This is a genomic window from Arenibaculum sp. (assembly GCF_035998295.1).
GTDB lineage: Bacteria > Pseudomonadota > Alphaproteobacteria > Azospirillales > Azospirillaceae > DASYHS01.
Genome location: NZ_DASYHS010000142.1, coordinates 25,525 through 43,693 on the forward strand (window position 1 = coordinate 25,525; position 18,169 = coordinate 43,693).

An 18,169-nucleotide genomic window follows, 5' to 3' on the forward strand; every position below is an offset into this window, starting at 1 on the left:
GAGACATAAGGCAAATAGGATTTGAGTATCGAAGCCATATCAAGCCGGTATATCTTCGGCTTTGCACCTGGTCTCGGGTCCGTGGGAGGGTCGCCTGAAGTTCGTTCAGTTGAAATACTTCTTGGAGATCGCCGAAACCGGTAGCTTCACTGCCGCTGCCTTGAAGCTCGGGGTTGCGCAACCGGCGCTGAGCCGGCAGATGAAGCTGCTGGAGCAGGAGCTCGGCTCCACGCTGCTTCTGCGGCATGGACGTGGGGTGGAACTGACGGAAGCCGGCCTCCTGCTGCTGGAGCGCGCCACCTTTCTCCTGCGGTCGCTCGAGGAGACCCGGCTGGAGCTGATGTCGCGCTCGGCGACGCCGACGGGCACCGTCCGGGTCGGCTGCCCGCCCTCCCTCGCCAGGTCCGTCGTCCTCGATCCCCTGACGACGTTTCTGGCCCGCTTCTCGAACGTGGCCGTTCACCTGGAGGAGGGGGCGAGCGATTCCCTACTGGCGGCGGTGCTGGGCGACCAGCTCGACCTCGCCGTCGTGACCACGCCGCCGCCGCATCCGGACCTCGTGATCTATCCCCTTTTCGACGAGCCGATGTGGCTGTTCACCCCGCCCGACGCGTGCGCTCCCGGGACGCCCTTCGCGCTCGCCGAAGTCGTCAGGCTGCCGCTGATGATCTCGCGCCGGCCCCATGGCGTCAGGGTGGAGCTGGAGCGCCGCCTGGCCGAGGCCGGACTGTCGCCCAAGTTCGTCCTGGAGACGAATGCGTGGCAGGTGATCAGGGAACTGATCCTGTCGGGCGTCGGCTGCTTCGTCGCGTCGCGCTCGGCGCTGGAGATCGACGTGCGGGCGGGGCATCTTTCCGGCGGGCCGGTGGAGAGCTACACGGTCTCCCGCGGCCTGGTCCGGCGGACCGACCGTCCGATGAGCCGCGCGGTGATGGAGTTCGTGGCGCTCATGACGGCCGAGCGGCGGCCCGCTCAGCCGACGTAGCGCAGCGCGACGAAGCCGCCCAGGAGGAGCAGGAAGAACGCGGTCGCGAGCCAGCCGAGATTGCGCTCGATGAAGACGCGGACCGGCGGGCCGAAATACCAGACCAGCGCCGCCACCAGGAAGAAGCGGGCGCCGCGCGACACCACCGACGCCAGGAGGAAGGTGCCGAGCGCCAGCTCGGTGACGCCGCTCGCGATCGTGATGACCTTGTAGGGGAAGGGCGTGAAGCCGGCGCCGGCGACGATCCAGAAGCCCCAGGCTTCGTAGAGCTCGCTGAAGCGCTGGAACTGCGAGGCGTAGCCGTAGAGGTCGACGATCGCCTGACCGACGGCCTCCCACAGGAAATAGCCGATCGCGTAGCCCAGGAGCCCGCCCAGCACGGAGGCGGCGGTGCAGATGGCGGCGAGCCGCCACGCCCTCTCGCGCTGCGCCATCACCATCGGCAGCAGCAGCGCGTCGGGAGGCACGGGAAAGACGGAGCTTTCGATGAAGGAGACGGCCGCGAGCGCCCATGTCGCGCGCCGGTGGCCGGCGAGGCGCATCGTCCAGTCGTAGAGGGCTCGGATCACGGGGCGGGGGTCCGTCGTCGGGGCAGGTGAGTTGTGTAGCAGCGCCGGACCCCGGCCTGCAACGGCGGCGAAGGCGTGCCGCCGGATCGCGTGCGGATATCCCGGAAGGTCAGTGACCGTGGCCGAGCTTGGCGCCGGGCTTCATGACGAAGCGCCGGCCGCAATAGGGGCAGTCGACCCGCCCTTCCTTGCCGAGGGTCAGGTAGACGACCGGGTGGCCGAGCGCGCCGCCCCCGCCGTCGCAGCCGACGGTTTCCGTCTCGACCTCGATCGTCTCCAATGGCTGCATTGACCTGATCCCCACCGATCCCACATTCGTCGCGGACCTTGGCCGCGGGCCGCGCGGATGATACCTATCGCGGCACGCCAATCAACGGGATTCGCCGACACCCATGCCAGACAGCAGCTCAACCCGCCTTCCCGACAGCCCGGCACTGCCCGAATACGCGGTGGAGATCCGGCAACTCGAGAAGACGTACCGCGCTTCGGGCAAGGCGCCCGCCAAGCACGCGGTGAAGGGGGTCGACCTCGCGATCCCGCGCGGTTCCCTGTTCGGGCTGCTCGGCCCGAACGGCGCCGGCAAGTCGACCATCATCAACATCATGGCCGGCCTCGTCCTCAAGACGGCCGGCACCGTGAAGATCTGGGGGCGCGACATCGACCGGGAGGCTCGCGGCGCGCGGCTCGCGATCGGCGTCGTGCCGCAGGAGCTGAACCTCGACCCGTTCTTCACCCCGCGCGAGCTGCTGGACCTGCATGCCGGGCTCTACGGCGTGCCCGCGAAGGAGCGCATCACCGACCGGCTGCTGTCCGCGGTCGGCCTGGCCGACAAGGCGGAAGCCTATGCGCGCACGCTGTCCGGCGGCATGCGCCGGCGCCTGATGGTCGCGAAGGCCATGGTCCACTCGCCGCCGGTGCTGGTGCTGGACGAGCCGACCGCGGGCGTCGACATCGAGCTGCGCCAGATGCTGTGGGCGCAGGTGCGCGAGCTGAACCGCCGCGGCGTCACCGTGCTGCTGACGACGCATTACCTGGAGGAGGCGGAGGAGCTCTGCGACACGATCGCGATCATCAACCACGGCACCGTCGTCGCCAAGGACAGCACCGCCAACCTGGTGCGCCGGCTCGACAGCAAGGCGCTGATCGTGCATCTCGACCGCGACCTCGCGGCCGTGCCGGAGACGCTGTCGCGCTTCCAGGCCGAACTGCCGGAGCCGCGCCGCCTCGTCGTCCGCTACCAGCCCAGCGGCACCAATGTCGGCGACCTGCTCGGCGCGATCCGGGACGCGGGCGTGACGATCGCCGACCTGACGACCGAGCAGACCGACCTCGAGGACATCTTCCTGCAGCTGACGCGTGGCAGTCATGACGAAGAGCTCGGGGCGGGAACCCGTGAGCGGGCCCCGGTCCGGCCGTGACCTCGGCCGGCGCCTTGCCCGGTCGGGGCGGGCGCTGGCGCTGGGGATGGCGTCGGGGCTCGTGCTCGCCGGCTGCGCGGGGACCTTCCAGCCGATGGGAGACCCGATGGGGGCGCCGGCCGTGACGGACGGCGCCTACCGCGCGGCGGACGGCGTCGAGCTCTCGATGCGGAGCTGGTTGCCGGAGGGGAAACCGGAGGCGGTCGTGCTCGCGCTGCACGGGTTCAACGACTACTCCAACGCCTTCGACGCGCCGGCCCGCCACTTCGCGGAGAACGGCATCGCGACCTACGCCTACGACCAGCGCGGCTTCGGCGCCAACGGGCGGCCCGGGATCTGGGCCACCGCCGACACGCTGATCGCCGACCTGTACGGGGCCGTGTCCGCGCTGCGGCGGGAGCATCCGGGCGTGCCGCTGCACGTCCTCGGCGAGAGCATGGGCGGGGCCGTCGTGCTGGCGGCCATGGCCGAGCCGCCGCCGGACGGCTACCCGCCGCTCGCGACGCAGGTCGCCGGGGCGATCCTGTCCGCCCCGGCGGTCTGGGACTACGACTCGATGTCTGCGATCCAGCGGGCCGCGCTGTGGATCACGAGCCGGACCGTGCCGTGGCTGACGCTGACGGCCCCGCCGGAGCTGCGGATCGTGCCCTCCGACAACATCGAGATGCTGCGCGCGCTGGGCCGCGACCCGCTGGTGATCAAGCGCACCCGGACCGACGCGATCGCCGGCCTGACGGCATTGATGACGCGGGCCCAGAACGCGGTGCCGCAGGCCGCCGAGGTCCCGATGCTGGTGATGTACGGGCGCAACGAGCAGGTGATCCCCGCCAAGCCGATCGACCGGGCGCTGGCGGCCCTTCCCGACCGGCATACGGTCGCCGTCTACGAGAAGGGCTACCACATGCTGCTGCGCGACCTGAACGCGCGCACGGTGTGGGAGGACGTCGTCGCCTGGCTCGCCCGGCCGGGCGAGCCCCTGCCGAGCGGCGCCGACCGGGTGCCGTGGCGGGACGAGGCACGGCGCGCGGAGGCGGACTGAAAGCCCCGGCGCTCAGGCGAGCCGCAGGGCCACGACAGGCTGCGGCGGCGGTGCTGCGTCCGCGAGGGTGAAGGCCGCGCGGACCGCCTCGGCCGCCGCTTCCGCCCCCGCCTCGCTGGCGGCGTGCACGACCGCCAGCGGCGCCTCCGCGGGACCGACCCGGTCGCCCGGCCCGGCGACGTCCGTCAGCCCCACCGCGGGGTCGATCGGGTCCTGCACGCGGGCACGGCCGCCGCCGAGCCCGATCACCGCGATCCCCAACGCCCGCGTGTCGACCCCGGCGACGAAGCCGGCCTCGTCCGCGCGCACCTCGCGCCGGACCGGCGCCGCCGGAAGGATGCGGCCATGCGCCTCCAGCAGGTCCGCCGGGCCGCCGAGGGCGGCGACCATGCGGGCGAAGCGCTCGGCGGCGGAGCCGTCGGCGAGCGCGGCCCCGGCCCGCGAGCGCGCCGCCGCCAAGTCCGGGGCGAGGCCGCCCAGCAGCAGCATCTCCGCCGCGAGGTCCAGCGTCACCTCGACCAGCCGCGGCTCGGCCGACCGGCCGGTCAGCACCTCGACCGCTTCGGCGACCTCCAGCGCGTTGCCGGCGGTGCGCCCCAGCACCCGGTTCATGTCCGTCAGCAGCGCCGTGGTCGGCAGGCCCGCGCCGCGCGCCACCGTCGCGATGCTGCGGGCCAGCGCCTCGGCGTCCTCGAACCGGCTCATGAAGGCGCCGTTGCCGAACTTGACGTCCATCGCCAGGCCCTGGAGGCCGGCGGCCAGCTTCTTCGAGAGGATCGACGCCGTGATCAGGTCGATCGATTCGACGGTCGCGGTCACGTCGCGCACCGCGTAGATCGTCCGGTCGGCGGGCGCCAGGTCCGCGGTGGCGCCGATGATCGCACAGCCGGCCTCCCGCACGACCGCGCGGAAGGTCTCCAGGTCGGGCTGGGAGCGGTAGCCGGGGACGGCGTCCAGCTTGTCGAGCGTGCCGCCGCTGTGGCCGAGGCCGCGGCCCGAGATCATCGGCACGAAGCCGCCGCAGGCCGCGACGATCGGGGCCAGCACGAGGCTGACTTTGTCGCCGACGCCGCCGGTCGAGTGCTTGTCGAGGACCGGTCCCGGCAGGCCGAGCGGGCGCCAGTCCAGGACCGTGCCCGAGCGCGTCATCGCCCGGGTCAGGGCCACGCGCTCGTCGAGGGTCATGCCGCGCAGGAACACCGCCATCGCGAAGGCGGCGATCTGTCCCTCGCCGATGGTCCCGGCGACCACGCCCGCGACGAACTCCCCGATCTCGGCGTCGGCCAGGGCATGGCCGTCGCGCTTCCTGCGGATGATCTCCTGCGGCAGCATGGGTGCTTCTCTCCTCAGTAACCCGACGACGGCCCGGCCGGGCCCATGCCCAGGTCGGCCAGCAACGCGTCCAGCAGCCCGCTGGCGCCGAAGCGGAAGGTGGCGGGCGAGGCCCAGCCGGCGCCCAGGATGGCGTCGGCGAGGCCGAGATAGGCCGCGGCGGCGGCCGTGTCGCGGATGCCGCCGGCCGCCTTGAAGCCGGCCGCGGCCCCGGCGTCGCGGATCGCCGTCATCATCACGGCCGCCGCCTCCGGCGTGGCGGCCGGCTGGAGCTTGCCGGTCGAGGTCTTCAGGAAGTCGGCGCCGGCCTCCAGGGCCAGGCGCGACGCCGCGCCGACCAGGCCAGGGTCGGCGAGGCCGCCCGTCTCCAGGATCACCTTCAGCGTGCTGCCGGGACACGCCCCACGGCAGGCGCCGAGCACGGCGCGCACGGCCTGCGCGTCTCCGGCCGCCAGTGCGCGCCAGGGCATCACGACGTCGATCTCGTCCGCGCCGTCGGCGACCGCGGCAGCGGTGTCGTCCGCGACCCGCGCCGGCGGCGCCGTGCCTTCGGGGAAATTGACGACGGTGGCGATGCGCACTCCGGTCCCGGCGAGCAGGCGGCGGGCGAGCGGGACGAAGCGGGGATAGATGCACACCGCCGCGACCCGGCCGGCCGGCGTGACCGCGCGGGCGCACAGCGCCTCGATGCGTTCGTCCGTGTCGTCGTCGTTGAGGCTGGTCAGGTCCAGCAGCGGCAGGGCGCGGGCGGCGGTCTCGCGCGGGGTCATCGTCCGTACTCCTCCAGGAAGGCGACGGCGAGGCGCTCCAGGTCGGCGGCCGCCGCGGCCGCGGCGCGCAGCGTCTGGTCGTGGCTGACCTCGCCGTCGCCGATGCCGACGCCGAGATTGGTGATCACCGCCATGCCCAGCACGCGCAGCCCGCAATGGCGCGCGACGATGCATTCCGGCACCGTCGACATGCCGACCGCGTCGGCGCCGAGCGTCCGGATCATGCGGACCTCGGCCGGGGTCTCGAAGCTGGGGCCGAGGAAGGCGCAGTAGACGCCTTCGGCGAGGGGCACGCCCACGCGCCCCGCGGCTTGCGACAGCATCGCGCGCAGTTCCGGGTCCCAGGCGTCGACCATGCTCGGGAAGCGGGGGCCGAACTCGTCGTCGTTGGGGCCGACCAGCGGGTTCGTGCCCAGAAGGTTGATGTGGTCCGCGATCATCATCACCGAGCCCGGCCCGACCTCGGCGCGCAGCGAGCCGGCGGCGCAGGTCAGCATCACCGCCTCGCAGCCGATCCGCGACAAGGTGCGGATCAGCATCCGCACCCCGTCCGTGCCCTGGCCCTCGTAGGCGTGGACCCGGCCCTGCAGGCAGGCGACCTCGACCCCGCCGAGCCGGCCCAGCACCAGCCGCCCGGCATGGCCGTGCACGCCCGGGCGCGGGAAGCCCGGCAGCTCGGCATAAGGGATAGCGACCGCGTCCTCGATCCGGTCGGCGAGACCGCCCAGGCCCGAGCCGAGCACGATGCCGACCCGCGGCGCCGCGCCCGGCGCGCGCTCGCGCACGGCGGCGGCGGCCTTCTCGACCGGCATCGTCACGGCGCGTCTCCCGCCGGCCGGTCGAGGTTGTCGGGACCGAAGGAGAAGGGCAGCAGCTCGTCGAGGGTGAAGCTGCGGCGCAGCCCTTCCGGCCCGCAGACATGGATGCGGGTGTCCGGGGCGGCGAACTCGCGCAGGCGCTGGCGGCAGCCGCCGCACGGCGTGCACAGCGCGCCGTCGCCCTCGGCGCCGCCCATCACGACCACCTCGGCGATGCGCCGGTCGCCGCCGACCACCATCATGCCGATCGCCGAAGCCTCGGCGCACTGGCCCTGCGGATACGCGGCGTTCTCGACGTTGGCGGCGGCATAGAGCGCGCCGGACGCGCCGCGGATGCAGCAACCGACATGGAAGCGGGAATAGGGGGCGTGGGCGCGGCCCATGGCGTCGTGGGCCTTGGCGATCATGTCGTCGAGCGTACTCATCGCGCTCACCGTTCCTTCACGTAGGGAATGCCGCTCGCCTTCGGGGCGATGGCCTTGCCGACGAAGCCGGCCAGCAGCAGGACCGTCAGCACATAGGGCAGCATCTGGATGAACTGCACCGGGATCGTGCCGATGCCGGGCAGCACGACGCCCTGGAGGCGCACCTGGACCGCATCGGTGAAGGCGAACAGCAGGCAGGCCAGCAGCGTGGGCAGCGGGCGCCACTTGCCGAAGATCAGCGCCGCCAGGGCCAGGAAGCCCATGCCGGCCGTCATGTCGCGCACGAAGCCGGCGCCGTGGGCGGTCGAGAGATAGGCGCCGGCGATGCCGGTCAGGGCCCCGGTGATCGTGATCGCGGCGTAGCGCATCCCCGTCACCGAGATGCCGGCGGTGTCGACCGCGCTCGGGTTCTCGCCGACCGCGCGCAGGCGCAGCCCGAAGCGCGAGCGGTACAGCACCCAGGCCGAGAGCGGGACCATCAGGGCCGCGAAGTAGACGATCAGGTTGTGCCCGCTGATCAGGCCGGAATAGAGCGGTCCCAGCACCGGCACGTCGGCGAGGTCCCGCGCGAAGGGCAGGTGGATCACCTGGAAGCGGGCCTCCTGCTCCAGCAGGGGCGTCTGGCCGCCGGCCTGGAACCAGGCGAAGGCCAGCGTCGGGGCGAGGCCGGCGACCAGGATGTTGATCGCCATGCCGCTGACGACCTGGTTGCCGTGCAGCGTGATGCAGGCGTAGCCGTGCAGCCACGCCAGTGCTACGCCGGCCCCGATGGCGGCCAGCAGCCCGATCCAGGGGCTTCCGGTCACGACCGCCGCGGCCGCGGCGGCGAAGGCGCCGGCCAGCATCTTGCCCTCGAGGCCGATGTCGATGACGCCCGCGCGCTCGCAGAACAGGCCGGCGAGTGCTGCCAGCACGAGCGGCGTCGCGACGCGCGCGGTCGCGGCCATCAGGGAGACGAGGATCGGGAACAGGTCTTCCATCCCAGGGTCCTCCTCACTCGGCAGCGGCCCGGGCCTGCCTGGCCCGGTTGCGGAACGCCGCCTCGACGCGCGGGCGGAACAGGTTCTCCATCGCGCCTGCGAACAGGATCACGAGGCCCTGGATCACGACCACCATCTCGCGGTTGATGTTCGGGAAGTCGAAGGTCAGTTCCGTGCCGCCCTGGTACAGCGCCCCGAACAGCAGGGCGGCCAGCACGATCCCGATCGGGTGGTTGCGGCCCATCAGCGCCACCGCGATGCCGACGAAGCCGACCCCGCCGGTGAAGCCGAGGATCAGACGGTGATGCACGCCGAGCACCTCGTTGAAGCCGACCATCCCGGCGAAGGCGCCCGAGAGCGCCATGGCGAGGACGATGTTGCGCGCCGGCGAGATGCCGGCATAGACGGCCGCGCGCTCGTTCTGGCCGACCGTGCGGATCTCGTAGCCCCAGCGCGTGTGCCACACCAGGACCCAGAAGATGGCGCAGCAGGCGAGCGCCCACACGAAGGACAGGTTCAGCGGCGAGCGCGCGACCTCGATGCCGAACCAGCCGAGCGCCTCGTGCATGAAGGGGAGCCAGGTGCTCTGGTCGAAGGCGCGGCTCTCGGGCGACTGCTGGCCGGGGCTGCGCAGCACGTCGACCATCAGGTAGGTCATCAGCGAGGCGGCGATGAAGTTGAACATGATCGTCGTGATGACGATGTGGCTGCCGCGCTTGGCCTGGAGGATGGCCGGGACGAAGGCCCAGCCGGCACCGAACAGCGCCGCCGCCAGCACGGCGACCGGGGCGGCGGCCCACCACGGCCAGCCGCCGAGCGACAGGCCGACCAGCCCGACGCCGAGGCCGCCGATCAGGGCCTGCCCCTCGCCGCCGATGTTGAACAGGCCGCAATGGAACGCGATCGCGACCGCGAGGCCGGTGAAGACGAAGTTGGTCGCATAGTAGAGCGTGAACCCGACCGCCTCCGGATAGCCCACCGCGCCGTAGACCAGCACCTCCAGCGCCGCGATCGGGTTCTCGCCGATCACCAGGATCACGAGCCCGGAGATGACGAAGGCCGCCGTCAGGTTCAGCAGCGGCAGCAATGCGTAGTTGACCCAGCCCGGGATCTCGCCCGGCTGCCCGAAACCTTTGCCCACGGAGCCGCCTGCCATGTCGTTTCCCTGTGCGGGGCCTTGCGATGCCCCACCCGCGACCTTGCCCCGGCCCGCCGCGCGTGGCAAGGCCGCTGGCGCCCCGTTTCGTGGACGGGGCCGGGTGCTACGCGGTTCGGTGGCCCCCGCCGGTCGGGTGGATGATGGGTCGCGCTACGACCGGGCGTCGCGCCAGAAGCGGTCGACGGGGGCGACCCAGGCGTCGGTGGCGGCGAAATCCTCCTCGTCCTCGACCGCGGGGGCCGAGCGGAACGTCTCCTCGGTGACCGGCACGACGAGGGCGTCGTCCCCGGTGATCCGCACCCTCTCGACCGGGACGGCGACGATGCCGCGGCCGGGCGAGAACCAGCCGCCGCGGGAAACCAGCAGGTAGGCGGTGCGGTCGGGGGCGAGCACGAACCGCTCGGCCTCGCCGAGCCAGTCGCCGCGCGGGCTCCACACCTCGGCGCCGTCGACGTCGTCCCCGGGCCGGAGCGGGCGCGAGGCCTGGAGCCGGCCGACATGCTCCTCCCACATGCTTTCGTCCGGCAGATGCTGGTCGATGATGACCACGATCTGCTGGAGGCGCGTGGCGCAGGCGTCCTCGTTGCCGATGTCGGCGAAGGCGACGGCCTGCTCGGCCATCTCCTCCAGCGTGTCCAAGGTGTCGGGCGCGAACAGGACGCCCGGCGGGCGTTCCATGGCGGCGAGCGTCGCGATGCAGGGCGACGGCACGAGCACCTCTACGGGGGCTGCCCGGGGGGCCGACAGGGGCGCGGCCAGGGCGGCGAGAAGCAGGGCTGCGACCGGAGCGGTCAATTTCATGGCGGGGACCTCCTGCGGTCCCCAACAGCGCGAGGCGCCCGGAGGTTCACACCCGGACGGGATCGGGGCTAGGATGCCGACCCATGAAAGCCGGGAAAATCATCGGCCCGGGAGCGGGCGTGGGGGTCGGCGTGGCGATCGGCGCCGCGGTCGGGATCGCGCTGGGCGACGTCGCGACAGGCATCGGGATCGGCGTCGCGATCTGGATCGCGATGACCCTCGCGTCCCGGCGCCGGGGCGGCCGCGGGCGGTCTAATCCGCCGCCTCGGCGGTGACGCCGGCCATCATCAGGCCGAGCTGGCGCTCGTTGGCCTGGCCGGCGGGCATCTCGCCGACGAGGTGGCCGTCGAACATCACCAGGATACGGTCGGACAGGCTCATGATCTCGTCCAGCTCGACCGAGACGAGCAGGATCGCCTTGCCGGCGTCGCGCATCGCGACCAGGCGGCGGTGGATGAACTCGATCGCGCCGATGTCGACGCCGCGGGTCGGCTGCCCGACCAGGAGCACGTCGGGGTTGCGCTCGATCTCGCGCGCGAGCACCAGCTTCTGCTGGTTGCCGCCGGAGAAGTTCCCGGAGCGGAGCTGCGGGATCGGCGGGCGGACGTCGTAGTCCTTCATCTCCCGCGCGCAGCGCGCCTCGACGGCGCGCAGGTCCATCAGGACCGCCCCGTTGTAGTCGGGCGCGTCGTGGTATCCGAGGATGCTGCACTCGCTCGCGGTGAAGGCGGTGACGAGGCCGACCTTCTGGCGGTCCTCCGGGACATGGGCGACGCCGGCGCGGCGCAGGCCGCGGGCGGTGAACGCCTCGCGGTCGCGGGTGATGTCGCGGCCCTTCAGCAGGACCGTGCCCGAGGCCGGCGGCCGGATGCCCGCCAGCGTCTCCAGCAGCTCCGACTGGCCGTTGCCGGAAACGCCGGCGATGCCGACGATCTCGCCTGCCCGGACCTGGAAGCCGACGCCCTTGACCCGCGGCACGCCGTGGGCATCGACGACGGTCAGGTCGCGCGCCTCGAGCAGGACTTCGCCCGGCCGGGCCGGCTGCTTCTCGACCCGCAGCAGCACCTTGCGGCCGACCATCAGCTCGGCAAGGCGCTCGCGCGAGGTCTCGGGCGTGCGCAGATGCGCCACGACCTCGCCGCGCCGCATCACGGTGACCCAGTCGGTCAGGTCCATGATCTCGCGCAGCTTGTGGGTGATGATGACGACCGTCTTTCCCTGCTCGCGCAGCGCGCGCAGGATGCGGAAGAGGTGGTCGGCCTCCTGCGGGGTCAGGACCCCGGTCGGCTCGTCCAGGATCAGTATGTCGGCGCCGCGGAACAGCGCCTTCAGGATCTCGACCCGCTGCTGGCTGCCGACCGGCAGCTCGCCGACCACGGCGTCCAGGTCGACCTCGAGGCCGTAGTCGCGCTGGATGCGCTCCAGCGCCTCCCTCGCGCGGGCCATTCCGGGGCCGAGCGTCGGGCCGCCCTCGGCGCCCAGCAGCACGTTCTCGATCACGGTGAAGGTGTCCACCAGCATGAAGTGCTGGTGGACCATGCCGATCCCGGCGGCGATCGCGTCCCGCGGGCTGCGGATCGAGACCGGCTCGCCGTTCACCAGGACCATCCCGTCGTCGGCCCGGAGATAGCCGTAGACAATGCTCATGATCGTCGACTTGCCGGCGCCGTTCTCGCCGACGACGCCGTGGATCGTGCCGCGGCGCACCGACATCGACACGCGCCGGTTGGCCTGGTTCGTCCCGAACCACTTGTCGACGTCGCGGACCTCGAGGGCGGGCGTCATCGCCCGCACGGTGGTGTCCTCAGCCATGCCGTCCGCCCTCCCGTTCCGGTCCGTTACTGCTGGTACGGCTCCACCTTCAGGTCGCCCGCGATGATCTGCGCCTTCGCCTCCTCGACCTTCTGCTCCATCTCCGGCGTGATCAGGTCGCGGTTGTGCTCGTCGATCGCGTAGTCGACGCCGCCTTCCGCGAGACCGAGCGAGCGGACCCCGCCTTCCAGCGTGCCTTCCTGCGCGTTCTTCATGCATTCGTAGACGGCGGTGTCGACCCGCTTCAGCATCGAGGTCAGCACCGAGCCGGGATGCAGGAAGTTCTGGTTGCTGTCGACGCCGACCGAGAACTTGCCGGCGTCGTCCGCCGCCCGCAGAACGCCGAGCCCGGTGGCGCCCGCGGCCGCGTAGACGACGTCGGCGCCGCGGTCGAACTGGCTGCGCGCCAGCTCGGCGCCGCGCGCGGGGTCGTTCCAGGCCGCCGGCGTGGTGCCGGTCATGTTCTGGATCACCTCGGCGTCGGGCCGGACGTGCTTGACGCCCTGCTCGTAGCCGGTCGCGAAGTTGCGGATCAGCGGGATGTCCATGCCGCCGACGAAGCCGACCGTGCCGGTGCCGGACTTCATGCCCGCCAGCATGCCGACCAGGAACGAGCCCTCGTGCTCCTTGAACAGGATCGACTGGACGTTGGGCTGCTCGACCACGCCGTCGATGATGCAGAACTTCGTGTCGGGGAACTCCTGCGCGATCTTCTCCATGGCGGTCGCCTGGGCGAAGCCGACGCCCACGATGACGTCGGCGCCGCGCCGCGCCATGTTGCGCAGGGCCTGCTCGCGCTGGGCCTCGTTGGTGACCTCGAACTCGCGGTAGGCGATCCCGCTCTCCTCGCGGAACTGCTCGGCGCCGCGGTACGCGGCCTCGTTGAAGCTCTTGTCGAACTTTCCGCCCATGTCATAGACGATCGCGGGCTGGAAATCCTGTGCCTGCGCCGAACCGGCGCCGATGCCGGCGCCAAGGATGGTCGTTGCCGCCAGCGCGGCGAGAAGCGTCCTCATGATTCCCATTCTCTCCCTGTCCATGGGTTCGGCGAAAAGATAGCGCCGGTATTAACCCGCTTACAGGGGAAATCTTTCGTCCGGCTGAGACGTTAACGAAAGGCACGCGCGAACCGTCCCGGGAAACCACCGCCATGCGGACCCGTCAAGGACTGAGGATCCATCCCGGCGAGCAGGAGCACACCCTTGCCGAGGAACTCGCCAACGCAGTGACCCACGGCATCGGCACGCTGCTGGCGGCGGCGGCCTTCGTCCTGCTGGTCGTGCTGGGCACGGTGCACGGGACGCTGGAGCACGTGCTGGCGCTGGCGGTCTACGGCGCGACGCTGGTGATCCTCTACCTCGCGAGCACGCTCTACCACTCCGTCCGGCACCGGAGGGCCCGGCGGCTGTTCCGCCTGTTCGACCACGCCGCGATCTTCCTGCTGATCGCCGGCACCTACACGCCCTACGCCCTGATCGGCATGGGCGGGGCGGCGGGCTGGCTCCTGTTCGCGGCCATCTGGACGGCGGCGGCGGCCGGCATCGCCTTCAAGGTGATGTGCCTCGACCGGTACGAGCGCGCCTCGCTCGTCTTCTATCTCGCGATGGGCTGGATCGGGGTGCTGGCGCTGGGTCCGCTGATGCGGTCGATCGAGACGGAGGGCCTGCTCCTGCTGGCGCTCGGCGGCCTCGCCTATACCGGCGGCGTGCTGTTCTATCTTTGGGAAGGCCTGCCCTTCAACCACGCGGTCTGGCACCTGTTCGTGCTCTGCGGCAGCGCCAGCCATTTCCTGTCCATATACCTCTACGTCGCCGCGCCGAACGCCGCGTGAGTGGCGCCGGCGCCCTGATCGGCTATGATGGGCCGGCTATGATAGGCCGGCCACGACCGGACCCCACCGTTCGGGCAAGCACCAGGAGGCAGCATGATCGCCAGCATCACCGTCCCGCCGCTCATGCTGATCGGCGGCGGCTCCGTCGCCCGGATCGCCGAGGTGCTGGAGCGCACGGGCGTGAGGCGCCCGCTGATCGTCACGGACGGCTTCCTGCGCGACAGCGGCGCGCTCGCCCGGCTGACCGGCCCGCTGGAAGCGGCCGGCATTCCCCATTCCGTGTTCGCCGACACCGTCCCGGACCCCACGACCGACGTCGTCGAGGCCGGCACCCGCGTGCTCGCGGGCGGCGGGTTCGACGGGATGGTGGCGCTCGGCGGCGGCTCGCCGATCGACACCGCCAAGGCCATGGGCGTGCTCGCGGCCAATGGCGGGCGGATGCGCGACTACAAGGTCCCGAACCCGATCCCGCGCGACGGGCTGCCGGTGGTCGCGATCCCGACCACGGCGGGCACCGGCTCGGAGGCGACCCGCTTCACAGTGATCACCGACACCGAGACCGACGAGAAGATGCTGATCGCCGGGCCGGGCGTGCTGCCGCGCGTCGCGATCGTCGACTACGAGTTCACCCTGACCTGCCCGTTCCGGCTGACCGCGGATACCGGCATCGACACGCTGACCCATGCGATCGAGGCCTATGTCAGCCGGCGCGCCAACCCGTTCGCCGACAGCATGGCGCTGGCGGCCATGGGCAAGGTGTGGCGCAACCTCCGCCTCGCCTGCTTCGAGCCGTCGAACCGGCACGCGCGCGCCGAGATGATGCTGGCCGCGACCCAGGCGGGGATCGCGTTCTCGAACGCGTCGGTCGCGCTGGTGCATGGGATGAGCCGGCCGATCGGGGCCCATTTCCACGTCCCCCACGGCCTGTCGAACGCGATGCTGCTGCCGGCCGTCACCGCGTTCTCGCTGCCGGCGGCGCCGGGGCGCTACGCCGACTGCGCGCGCGCGATGGACCTCGTCCCGCCCGAGGCGGAGGACGGGGAGGCGGGGGCGGCGCTGATCGGGGCGCTGATCGCGCTGAACCGGGACCTCAAGGTGCCGAGCCCGGCGGAGTACGGCGTCGATGCCCGGCGCTACCGCGACCTAATGCCGGTCATGGCGGAGCAGGCGCTGGCGTCGGGGTCGCCCGCCAACAATCCGCGGGTCCCGAGCGCCGGGGAGATGGTGGCGCTGTACCGCGAGGTCTACACCCCCGGCGGCCTGCCGGCCTGAACTCGCCGGCCCCGGGGTGTGAGCTCGGGGGCCGTCGGGGAGGGTTAAGAATAATTAAACGGAGGGGCTGCACACTCCGCGCCGGTCGCATGGAAGGCGGAGAGAGGGCGGGTGCCGGAGGGGCTGGGCGTATTGCTGCAGGGCGTCGTTCTTGGCTTCGCCATCGCCGCCCCAGTCGGGCCGATCGGCCTGCTGTGCATCCGGCGCACGCTGCAGCACGGTCCGGCCATGGGGCTCGCCACGGGGCTGGGCGCCGCCGTCGCCGACACCTTCTACGGTGCCGTCGCCGCCTTCGGACTGCAGGCCGTCATCGAATGGATGGCCGGGCACGAAGGCCTGTTCCGGCTCTTCGGCGGCATCTTCATGCTGGCGGTCGCGATCAGGGGCGCCGTGGCGACGTCCCGGCCGCAGCCCGGCGCGGACGGGCCGCCGGACCCGGCCGGACTGGCCGCGAACTTCGCCACCGGGCTCGTCCTGACCATGGGCAACCCGCTCACGATCATGGCCTTCGTCGCCGTGCTCGCGGCGTTCGGGCTCGGCGGCCAGCTAGGCCGGTTCGACGCCGCCACTCTCGTGGCCGGCGTCTTCGCCGGCTCGGCGGCGTGGTGGCTGCTGCTGAACTCCGGCGTGGCGGTGATGCGCCACCGCATCACCGACGGCTGGTTCGCGGCGGTGAACCGCATAGCGGCCGTGCTGCTCGCGGGGTGCGGCCTCTACGCCCTCGTCACCGCCGTTCTGGCGCTGGCGTGAGTCCCGCACACCAGCCTGACCGCGTGAAGCCGGTCAGGCCGCGACCCGCTCCAGCGCGTCCTCGGCATCGAGGGTGACCGCGACCGCATGGATCACGGAGGCGATACGCACCGTGTCCTGCACGGCCTCCTTGCCGGCGCCCTTCTTCACGACCTCGCGCTCGTGGCTCTCGATGCACATCCCGCAGCCGTTGACCGCGGAGACGGCGAGCGACCACAGCTCGAAGTCCAGCTTGTCGACGCCGGGATTGCCGATCACGTTCATGCGCAGGCGGGCCGGCATCTGCGCGTAGTCCGTGGTCGAGGACAGGTGGACGAACCGGTAGTAGATGTTGTTCATCCCCATCACCGCGGCGGCCGCCTTGGCGGCGTTGAGCGCGGTCTCGTCCAGATGGTCGGCCGCGGCGGCCGTGACGGCGCGGACGAGGTCGGCGTTGCGCGCCGCGATCGCCGAGGCGACGGCCGTGCCCCAGACCTGCTGCGGGGTCAGGTTGGTGCTGTTGAAGACGTTGGACAGGTTGAGGCGCAGGTCCTTGGCGTAGTCGGGCAGCCTGGCCTTCAGCGCGTCGATCGACATCGGGCTTCTCCTCGGTTGGAAATGGGTGGGACCGCCCGCGGGGAGCGGCCCCGTCCCGGGTCAGGCGGCCTGGAGGGTTTCCTCGCCCTTCTGCCAGTTGCAGGGGCACAGCTCGTCCGTCTGCAGGGCGTCGAGGACGCGCAGGACCTCGGCCGGGTTGCGGCCGACGTTCAGGTCGTTGACCGACACGAAGCGGATGATGCCCTCGGGATCGACGATGAAGGTCGCGCGCAGGCACACGCCTTCCTGACGGTCGAGGATGCCGAGCCCCTCGGACAGGTCGCGCTTGATGTCGGCCAGCATCGGGAACGGCAGGTCCCGAAGGTCCTCGTGGTGGACGCGCCAGGCGTGGTGCACGAACTCGCTATCGGTCGACAGGCCGAGCACCTGGGCGTCGCGGTCGGCGAACTCGGAGTTCAGCCGGCCGAAGGCCGCGATCTCGGTCGGGCACACGAAGGTGAAGTCCTTCGGCCAGGCGAACACGACGAGCCACTTGCCCGCGTAGCTCTTGTCGGTGATCTGCGTGAAGGCCTGCTTGACGTCGGTGGAGACCGTCGCCTTGAGATCGAATGCCGGGAACTTGTCGCCAACGGTCAGCATGAAAAGCGCTCCATGGTGCTGAGTGAGAATTGGAATAGGTCCAAAATTGTGGGTAAAGGGTTGGGAAATCCAATAGGAAGTTCGGAACACGGTGATAGGATGCGCCGATGAGTCAGGCGATCACCCTGCGTCAGCTCCGCTACCTCGTCGCGGTCGCGGACACGCTCCATTTCGGCCGCGCCGCCGAGGCGGCCAATGTCAGCCAGCCGAGCCTGTCGGCGCAGATCCAGCAGCTCGAGGAGGCGCTGGGTGCGCAGCTTCTGGAACGCACGAAGCGCCGCGTGCTGCTGACGCCGGCCGGAGCCGAGGTCGTGGCGCGCGCGCGCGCGATCCTGGGGGCGGTGCAGGACCTGGCCGACGGCGCGCGCAGCGCCGCGCGGCCGCTGTCGGCCGACCTGCGCCTGGGCGTGATCCCGACGGTCGGACCCTATCTGCTGCCCCGGGTGCTGCCGGCGCTGCGCGAGGCCCATCCGCAGCTCCGCCTCTATCTGCGCGAGGAGCAGACGGAACGGCTGATCGACCGGCTGAAGGCGGGAGAGGTCGACGTGCTGCTGCTGGCGCTGCCGCTGGACGAGCCGTCGCTGGACTGCGTGGCGGTCTACGACGAGCCGTTCGTCGTGGCCCTGCCGGCCGGCCATCGGCTCGCCGCGTCCGACCGCCTGACCGAGCGCGACCTCGCGGGCGAGCGGCTGCTGCTGCTGGAGGAGGGGCATTGCCTGCGCGACCAGGCGCTGGCGGTGTGCCGCTTCAGCGCGCCCGGCGACCGCGACACCTTCGCCGCCACCTCGCTCGACACCGTGCGCGAGATGGTCGCGAGCCGCATCGGGGTGACCCTGCTGCCTGCGCTTTCCGTGACGGGGGCGACGGCGCCCAACGGCTCGGTCGAGATCCGGCCCTTCGCCGACCCGGTGCCGAGGCGCCGCATCGCCCTAGTCTGGCGCCGGGAGGCCGCGCGCGGCGCCGAGTTCCGCATCCTCGCCGACTTCCTGCGGACCCATCTGCCGCCGGGGGCGCAGCCGGTGCAGGAGATGG

General features: G+C 71.7%; 21 protein-coding genes. 8 read left to right on the plus strand and 13 right to left on the minus strand.

What is annotated here, in order from left to right; translation table 11 throughout:
• Positions 1 to 109: 109 nt before the first annotated feature.
• Positions 110 to 985, plus strand: a complete 876-nt coding sequence (locus VGO20_RS13870; RefSeq protein WP_327502953.1) for a LysR family transcriptional regulator — start codon at positions 110 to 112, stop codon at positions 983 to 985.
• Here VGO20_RS13870 and VGO20_RS13875 read toward each other — a convergent pair.
• Both VGO20_RS13875 and VGO20_RS13880 read right to left on the minus strand, forming a co-directional pair.
• Positions 973 to 1,554, minus strand: a complete 582-nt coding sequence (locus VGO20_RS13875) for a YqaA family protein (RefSeq protein ID WP_327502954.1) — start codon at positions 1,552 to 1,554, stop codon at positions 973 to 975. The genes VGO20_RS13870 and VGO20_RS13875 overlap by 13 nt on opposite strands.
• Before the next feature lie 109 nt (positions 1,555 to 1,663).
• Positions 1,664 to 1,843 (minus strand): zinc-finger domain-containing protein, encoded by a 180-nt coding sequence (locus tag VGO20_RS13880; RefSeq protein WP_327502955.1) that lies wholly within the window; start codon positions 1,841 to 1,843, stop codon positions 1,664 to 1,666.
• 103 nt (positions 1,844 to 1,946) lie between these two features.
• Here VGO20_RS13880 and VGO20_RS13885 point away from each other — a divergent pair, with 103 nt between their 5' ends.
• A complete protein-coding gene (locus VGO20_RS13885; protein ID WP_327502956.1) occupies positions 1,947 to 2,972 on the plus strand; it encodes an ABC transporter ATP-binding protein in 1,026 nt (341 codons plus the stop codon).
• Positions 2,947 to 4,011 carry an alpha/beta hydrolase gene (locus VGO20_RS13890; RefSeq protein WP_327502957.1) on the plus strand — a complete coding sequence of 355 codons (1,065 nt, stop codon included), beginning with the start codon at positions 2,947 to 2,949 and terminating at the stop codon, positions 4,009 to 4,011. The genes VGO20_RS13885 and VGO20_RS13890 overlap by 26 nt, the downstream gene beginning before the upstream one ends.
• Before the next feature lie 12 nt (positions 4,012 to 4,023).
• On the opposite strand, the gene deoA is transcribed toward VGO20_RS13890, so the two are convergent.
• The 7 genes from deoA to VGO20_RS13925 all read right to left on the minus strand — a co-directional run bounded on the left by deoA (position 4,024) and on the right by VGO20_RS13925 (position 10,296).
• Positions 4,024 to 5,343, minus strand: coding sequence for a thymidine phosphorylase (gene deoA / locus VGO20_RS13895; protein ID WP_327502958.1), 1,320 nt, complete (start codon positions 5,341 to 5,343; stop codon positions 4,024 to 4,026).
• A gap of 14 nt (positions 5,344 to 5,357) precedes the next feature.
• A complete protein-coding gene (gene deoC / locus VGO20_RS13900) occupies positions 5,358 to 6,113 on the minus strand; it encodes a deoxyribose-phosphate aldolase (protein ID WP_327502959.1) in 756 nt (251 codons plus the stop codon).
• Entirely contained in the window at positions 6,110 to 6,925 is an 816-nt protein-coding gene (locus VGO20_RS13905) for a purine-nucleoside phosphorylase (protein ID WP_327502973.1), read from the minus strand. The genes deoC and VGO20_RS13905 overlap by 4 nt, the downstream gene beginning before the upstream one ends.
• 2 nt (positions 6,926 to 6,927) lie before the next feature.
• On the minus strand, positions 6,928 to 7,356 hold the full coding sequence (gene cdd, locus VGO20_RS13910; RefSeq protein WP_327502960.1) for a cytidine deaminase: 429 nt from the start codon (positions 7,354 to 7,356) through the stop codon (positions 6,928 to 6,930).
• Between the two features lie 5 nt (positions 7,357 to 7,361).
• Positions 7,362 to 8,336: an ABC transporter permease gene (locus VGO20_RS13915; RefSeq protein WP_327502961.1), complete on the minus strand. Its 975-nt coding sequence runs from the start codon at positions 8,334 to 8,336 to the stop codon at positions 7,362 to 7,364.
• A 13-nt stretch (positions 8,337 to 8,349) separates the two neighbouring features.
• Complete coding sequence (locus tag VGO20_RS13920; protein ID WP_327502962.1) at positions 8,350 to 9,492, minus strand: ABC transporter permease; 1,143 nt, start codon at positions 9,490 to 9,492, stop codon at positions 8,350 to 8,352.
• A 153-nt stretch (positions 9,493 to 9,645) separates the two neighbouring features.
• Positions 9,646 to 10,296: a hypothetical protein gene (locus VGO20_RS13925; protein ID WP_327502963.1), complete on the minus strand. Its 651-nt coding sequence runs from the start codon at positions 10,294 to 10,296 to the stop codon at positions 9,646 to 9,648.
• A gap of 83 nt (positions 10,297 to 10,379) precedes the next feature.
• On the opposite strand from VGO20_RS13925, the gene VGO20_RS13930 reads away from it, so the two are divergent.
• The gene (locus tag VGO20_RS13930) at positions 10,380 to 10,571 is read left to right on the plus strand and encodes a hypothetical protein (RefSeq protein ID WP_327502964.1); all 192 of its coding nucleotides are present in this window, start codon (positions 10,380 to 10,382) and stop codon (positions 10,569 to 10,571) included.
• Here VGO20_RS13930 and VGO20_RS13935 read toward each other — a convergent pair.
• Both VGO20_RS13935 and VGO20_RS13940 read right to left on the minus strand, forming a co-directional pair.
• Entirely contained in the window at positions 10,549 to 12,108 is a 1,560-nt protein-coding gene (locus tag VGO20_RS13935) for an ABC transporter ATP-binding protein (protein WP_327502965.1), read from the minus strand. The genes VGO20_RS13930 and VGO20_RS13935 overlap by 23 nt on opposite strands.
• A gap of 26 nt (positions 12,109 to 12,134) precedes the next feature.
• A complete protein-coding gene (locus VGO20_RS13940; RefSeq protein WP_327502966.1) occupies positions 12,135 to 13,124 on the minus strand; it encodes a BMP family lipoprotein in 990 nt (329 codons plus the stop codon).
• A 134-nt stretch (positions 13,125 to 13,258) separates the two neighbouring features.
• Between VGO20_RS13940 and trhA the strand changes: the two genes are divergently transcribed.
• From trhA to VGO20_RS13955, 3 genes are all read left to right on the plus strand, one after another.
• Positions 13,259 to 13,939, plus strand: coding sequence for a PAQR family membrane homeostasis protein TrhA (gene trhA / locus VGO20_RS13945; RefSeq protein ID WP_327502967.1), 681 nt, complete (start codon positions 13,259 to 13,261; stop codon positions 13,937 to 13,939).
• A 93-nt stretch (positions 13,940 to 14,032) separates the two neighbouring features.
• Positions 14,033 to 15,211 (plus strand): iron-containing alcohol dehydrogenase, encoded by a 1,179-nt coding sequence (locus VGO20_RS13950; protein WP_327502968.1) that lies wholly within the window; start codon positions 14,033 to 14,035, stop codon positions 15,209 to 15,211.
• 111 nt (positions 15,212 to 15,322) lie between these two features.
• Positions 15,323 to 15,961 (plus strand): LysE family translocator, encoded by a 639-nt coding sequence (locus tag VGO20_RS13955; protein WP_327502969.1) that lies wholly within the window; start codon positions 15,323 to 15,325, stop codon positions 15,959 to 15,961.
• A gap of 33 nt (positions 15,962 to 15,994) precedes the next feature.
• On the opposite strand, the gene ahpD is transcribed toward VGO20_RS13955, so the two are convergent.
• Together ahpD and VGO20_RS13965 are read right to left on the minus strand one after the other, a co-directional pair.
• On the minus strand, positions 15,995 to 16,537 hold the full coding sequence (ahpD, locus tag VGO20_RS13960) for an alkylhydroperoxidase, AhpD family (protein ID WP_327502970.1): 543 nt from the start codon (positions 16,535 to 16,537) through the stop codon (positions 15,995 to 15,997).
• A gap of 60 nt (positions 16,538 to 16,597) precedes the next feature.
• Entirely contained in the window at positions 16,598 to 17,137 is a 540-nt protein-coding gene (locus VGO20_RS13965) for a peroxiredoxin (RefSeq protein ID WP_327502971.1), read from the minus strand.
• A 107-nt stretch (positions 17,138 to 17,244) separates the two neighbouring features.
• Here VGO20_RS13965 and VGO20_RS13970 point away from each other — a divergent pair.
• The coding region (locus tag VGO20_RS13970; protein ID WP_327502972.1) for a LysR substrate-binding domain-containing protein at positions 17,245 to 18,169 on the plus strand (925 nt) is incomplete at its 3' end.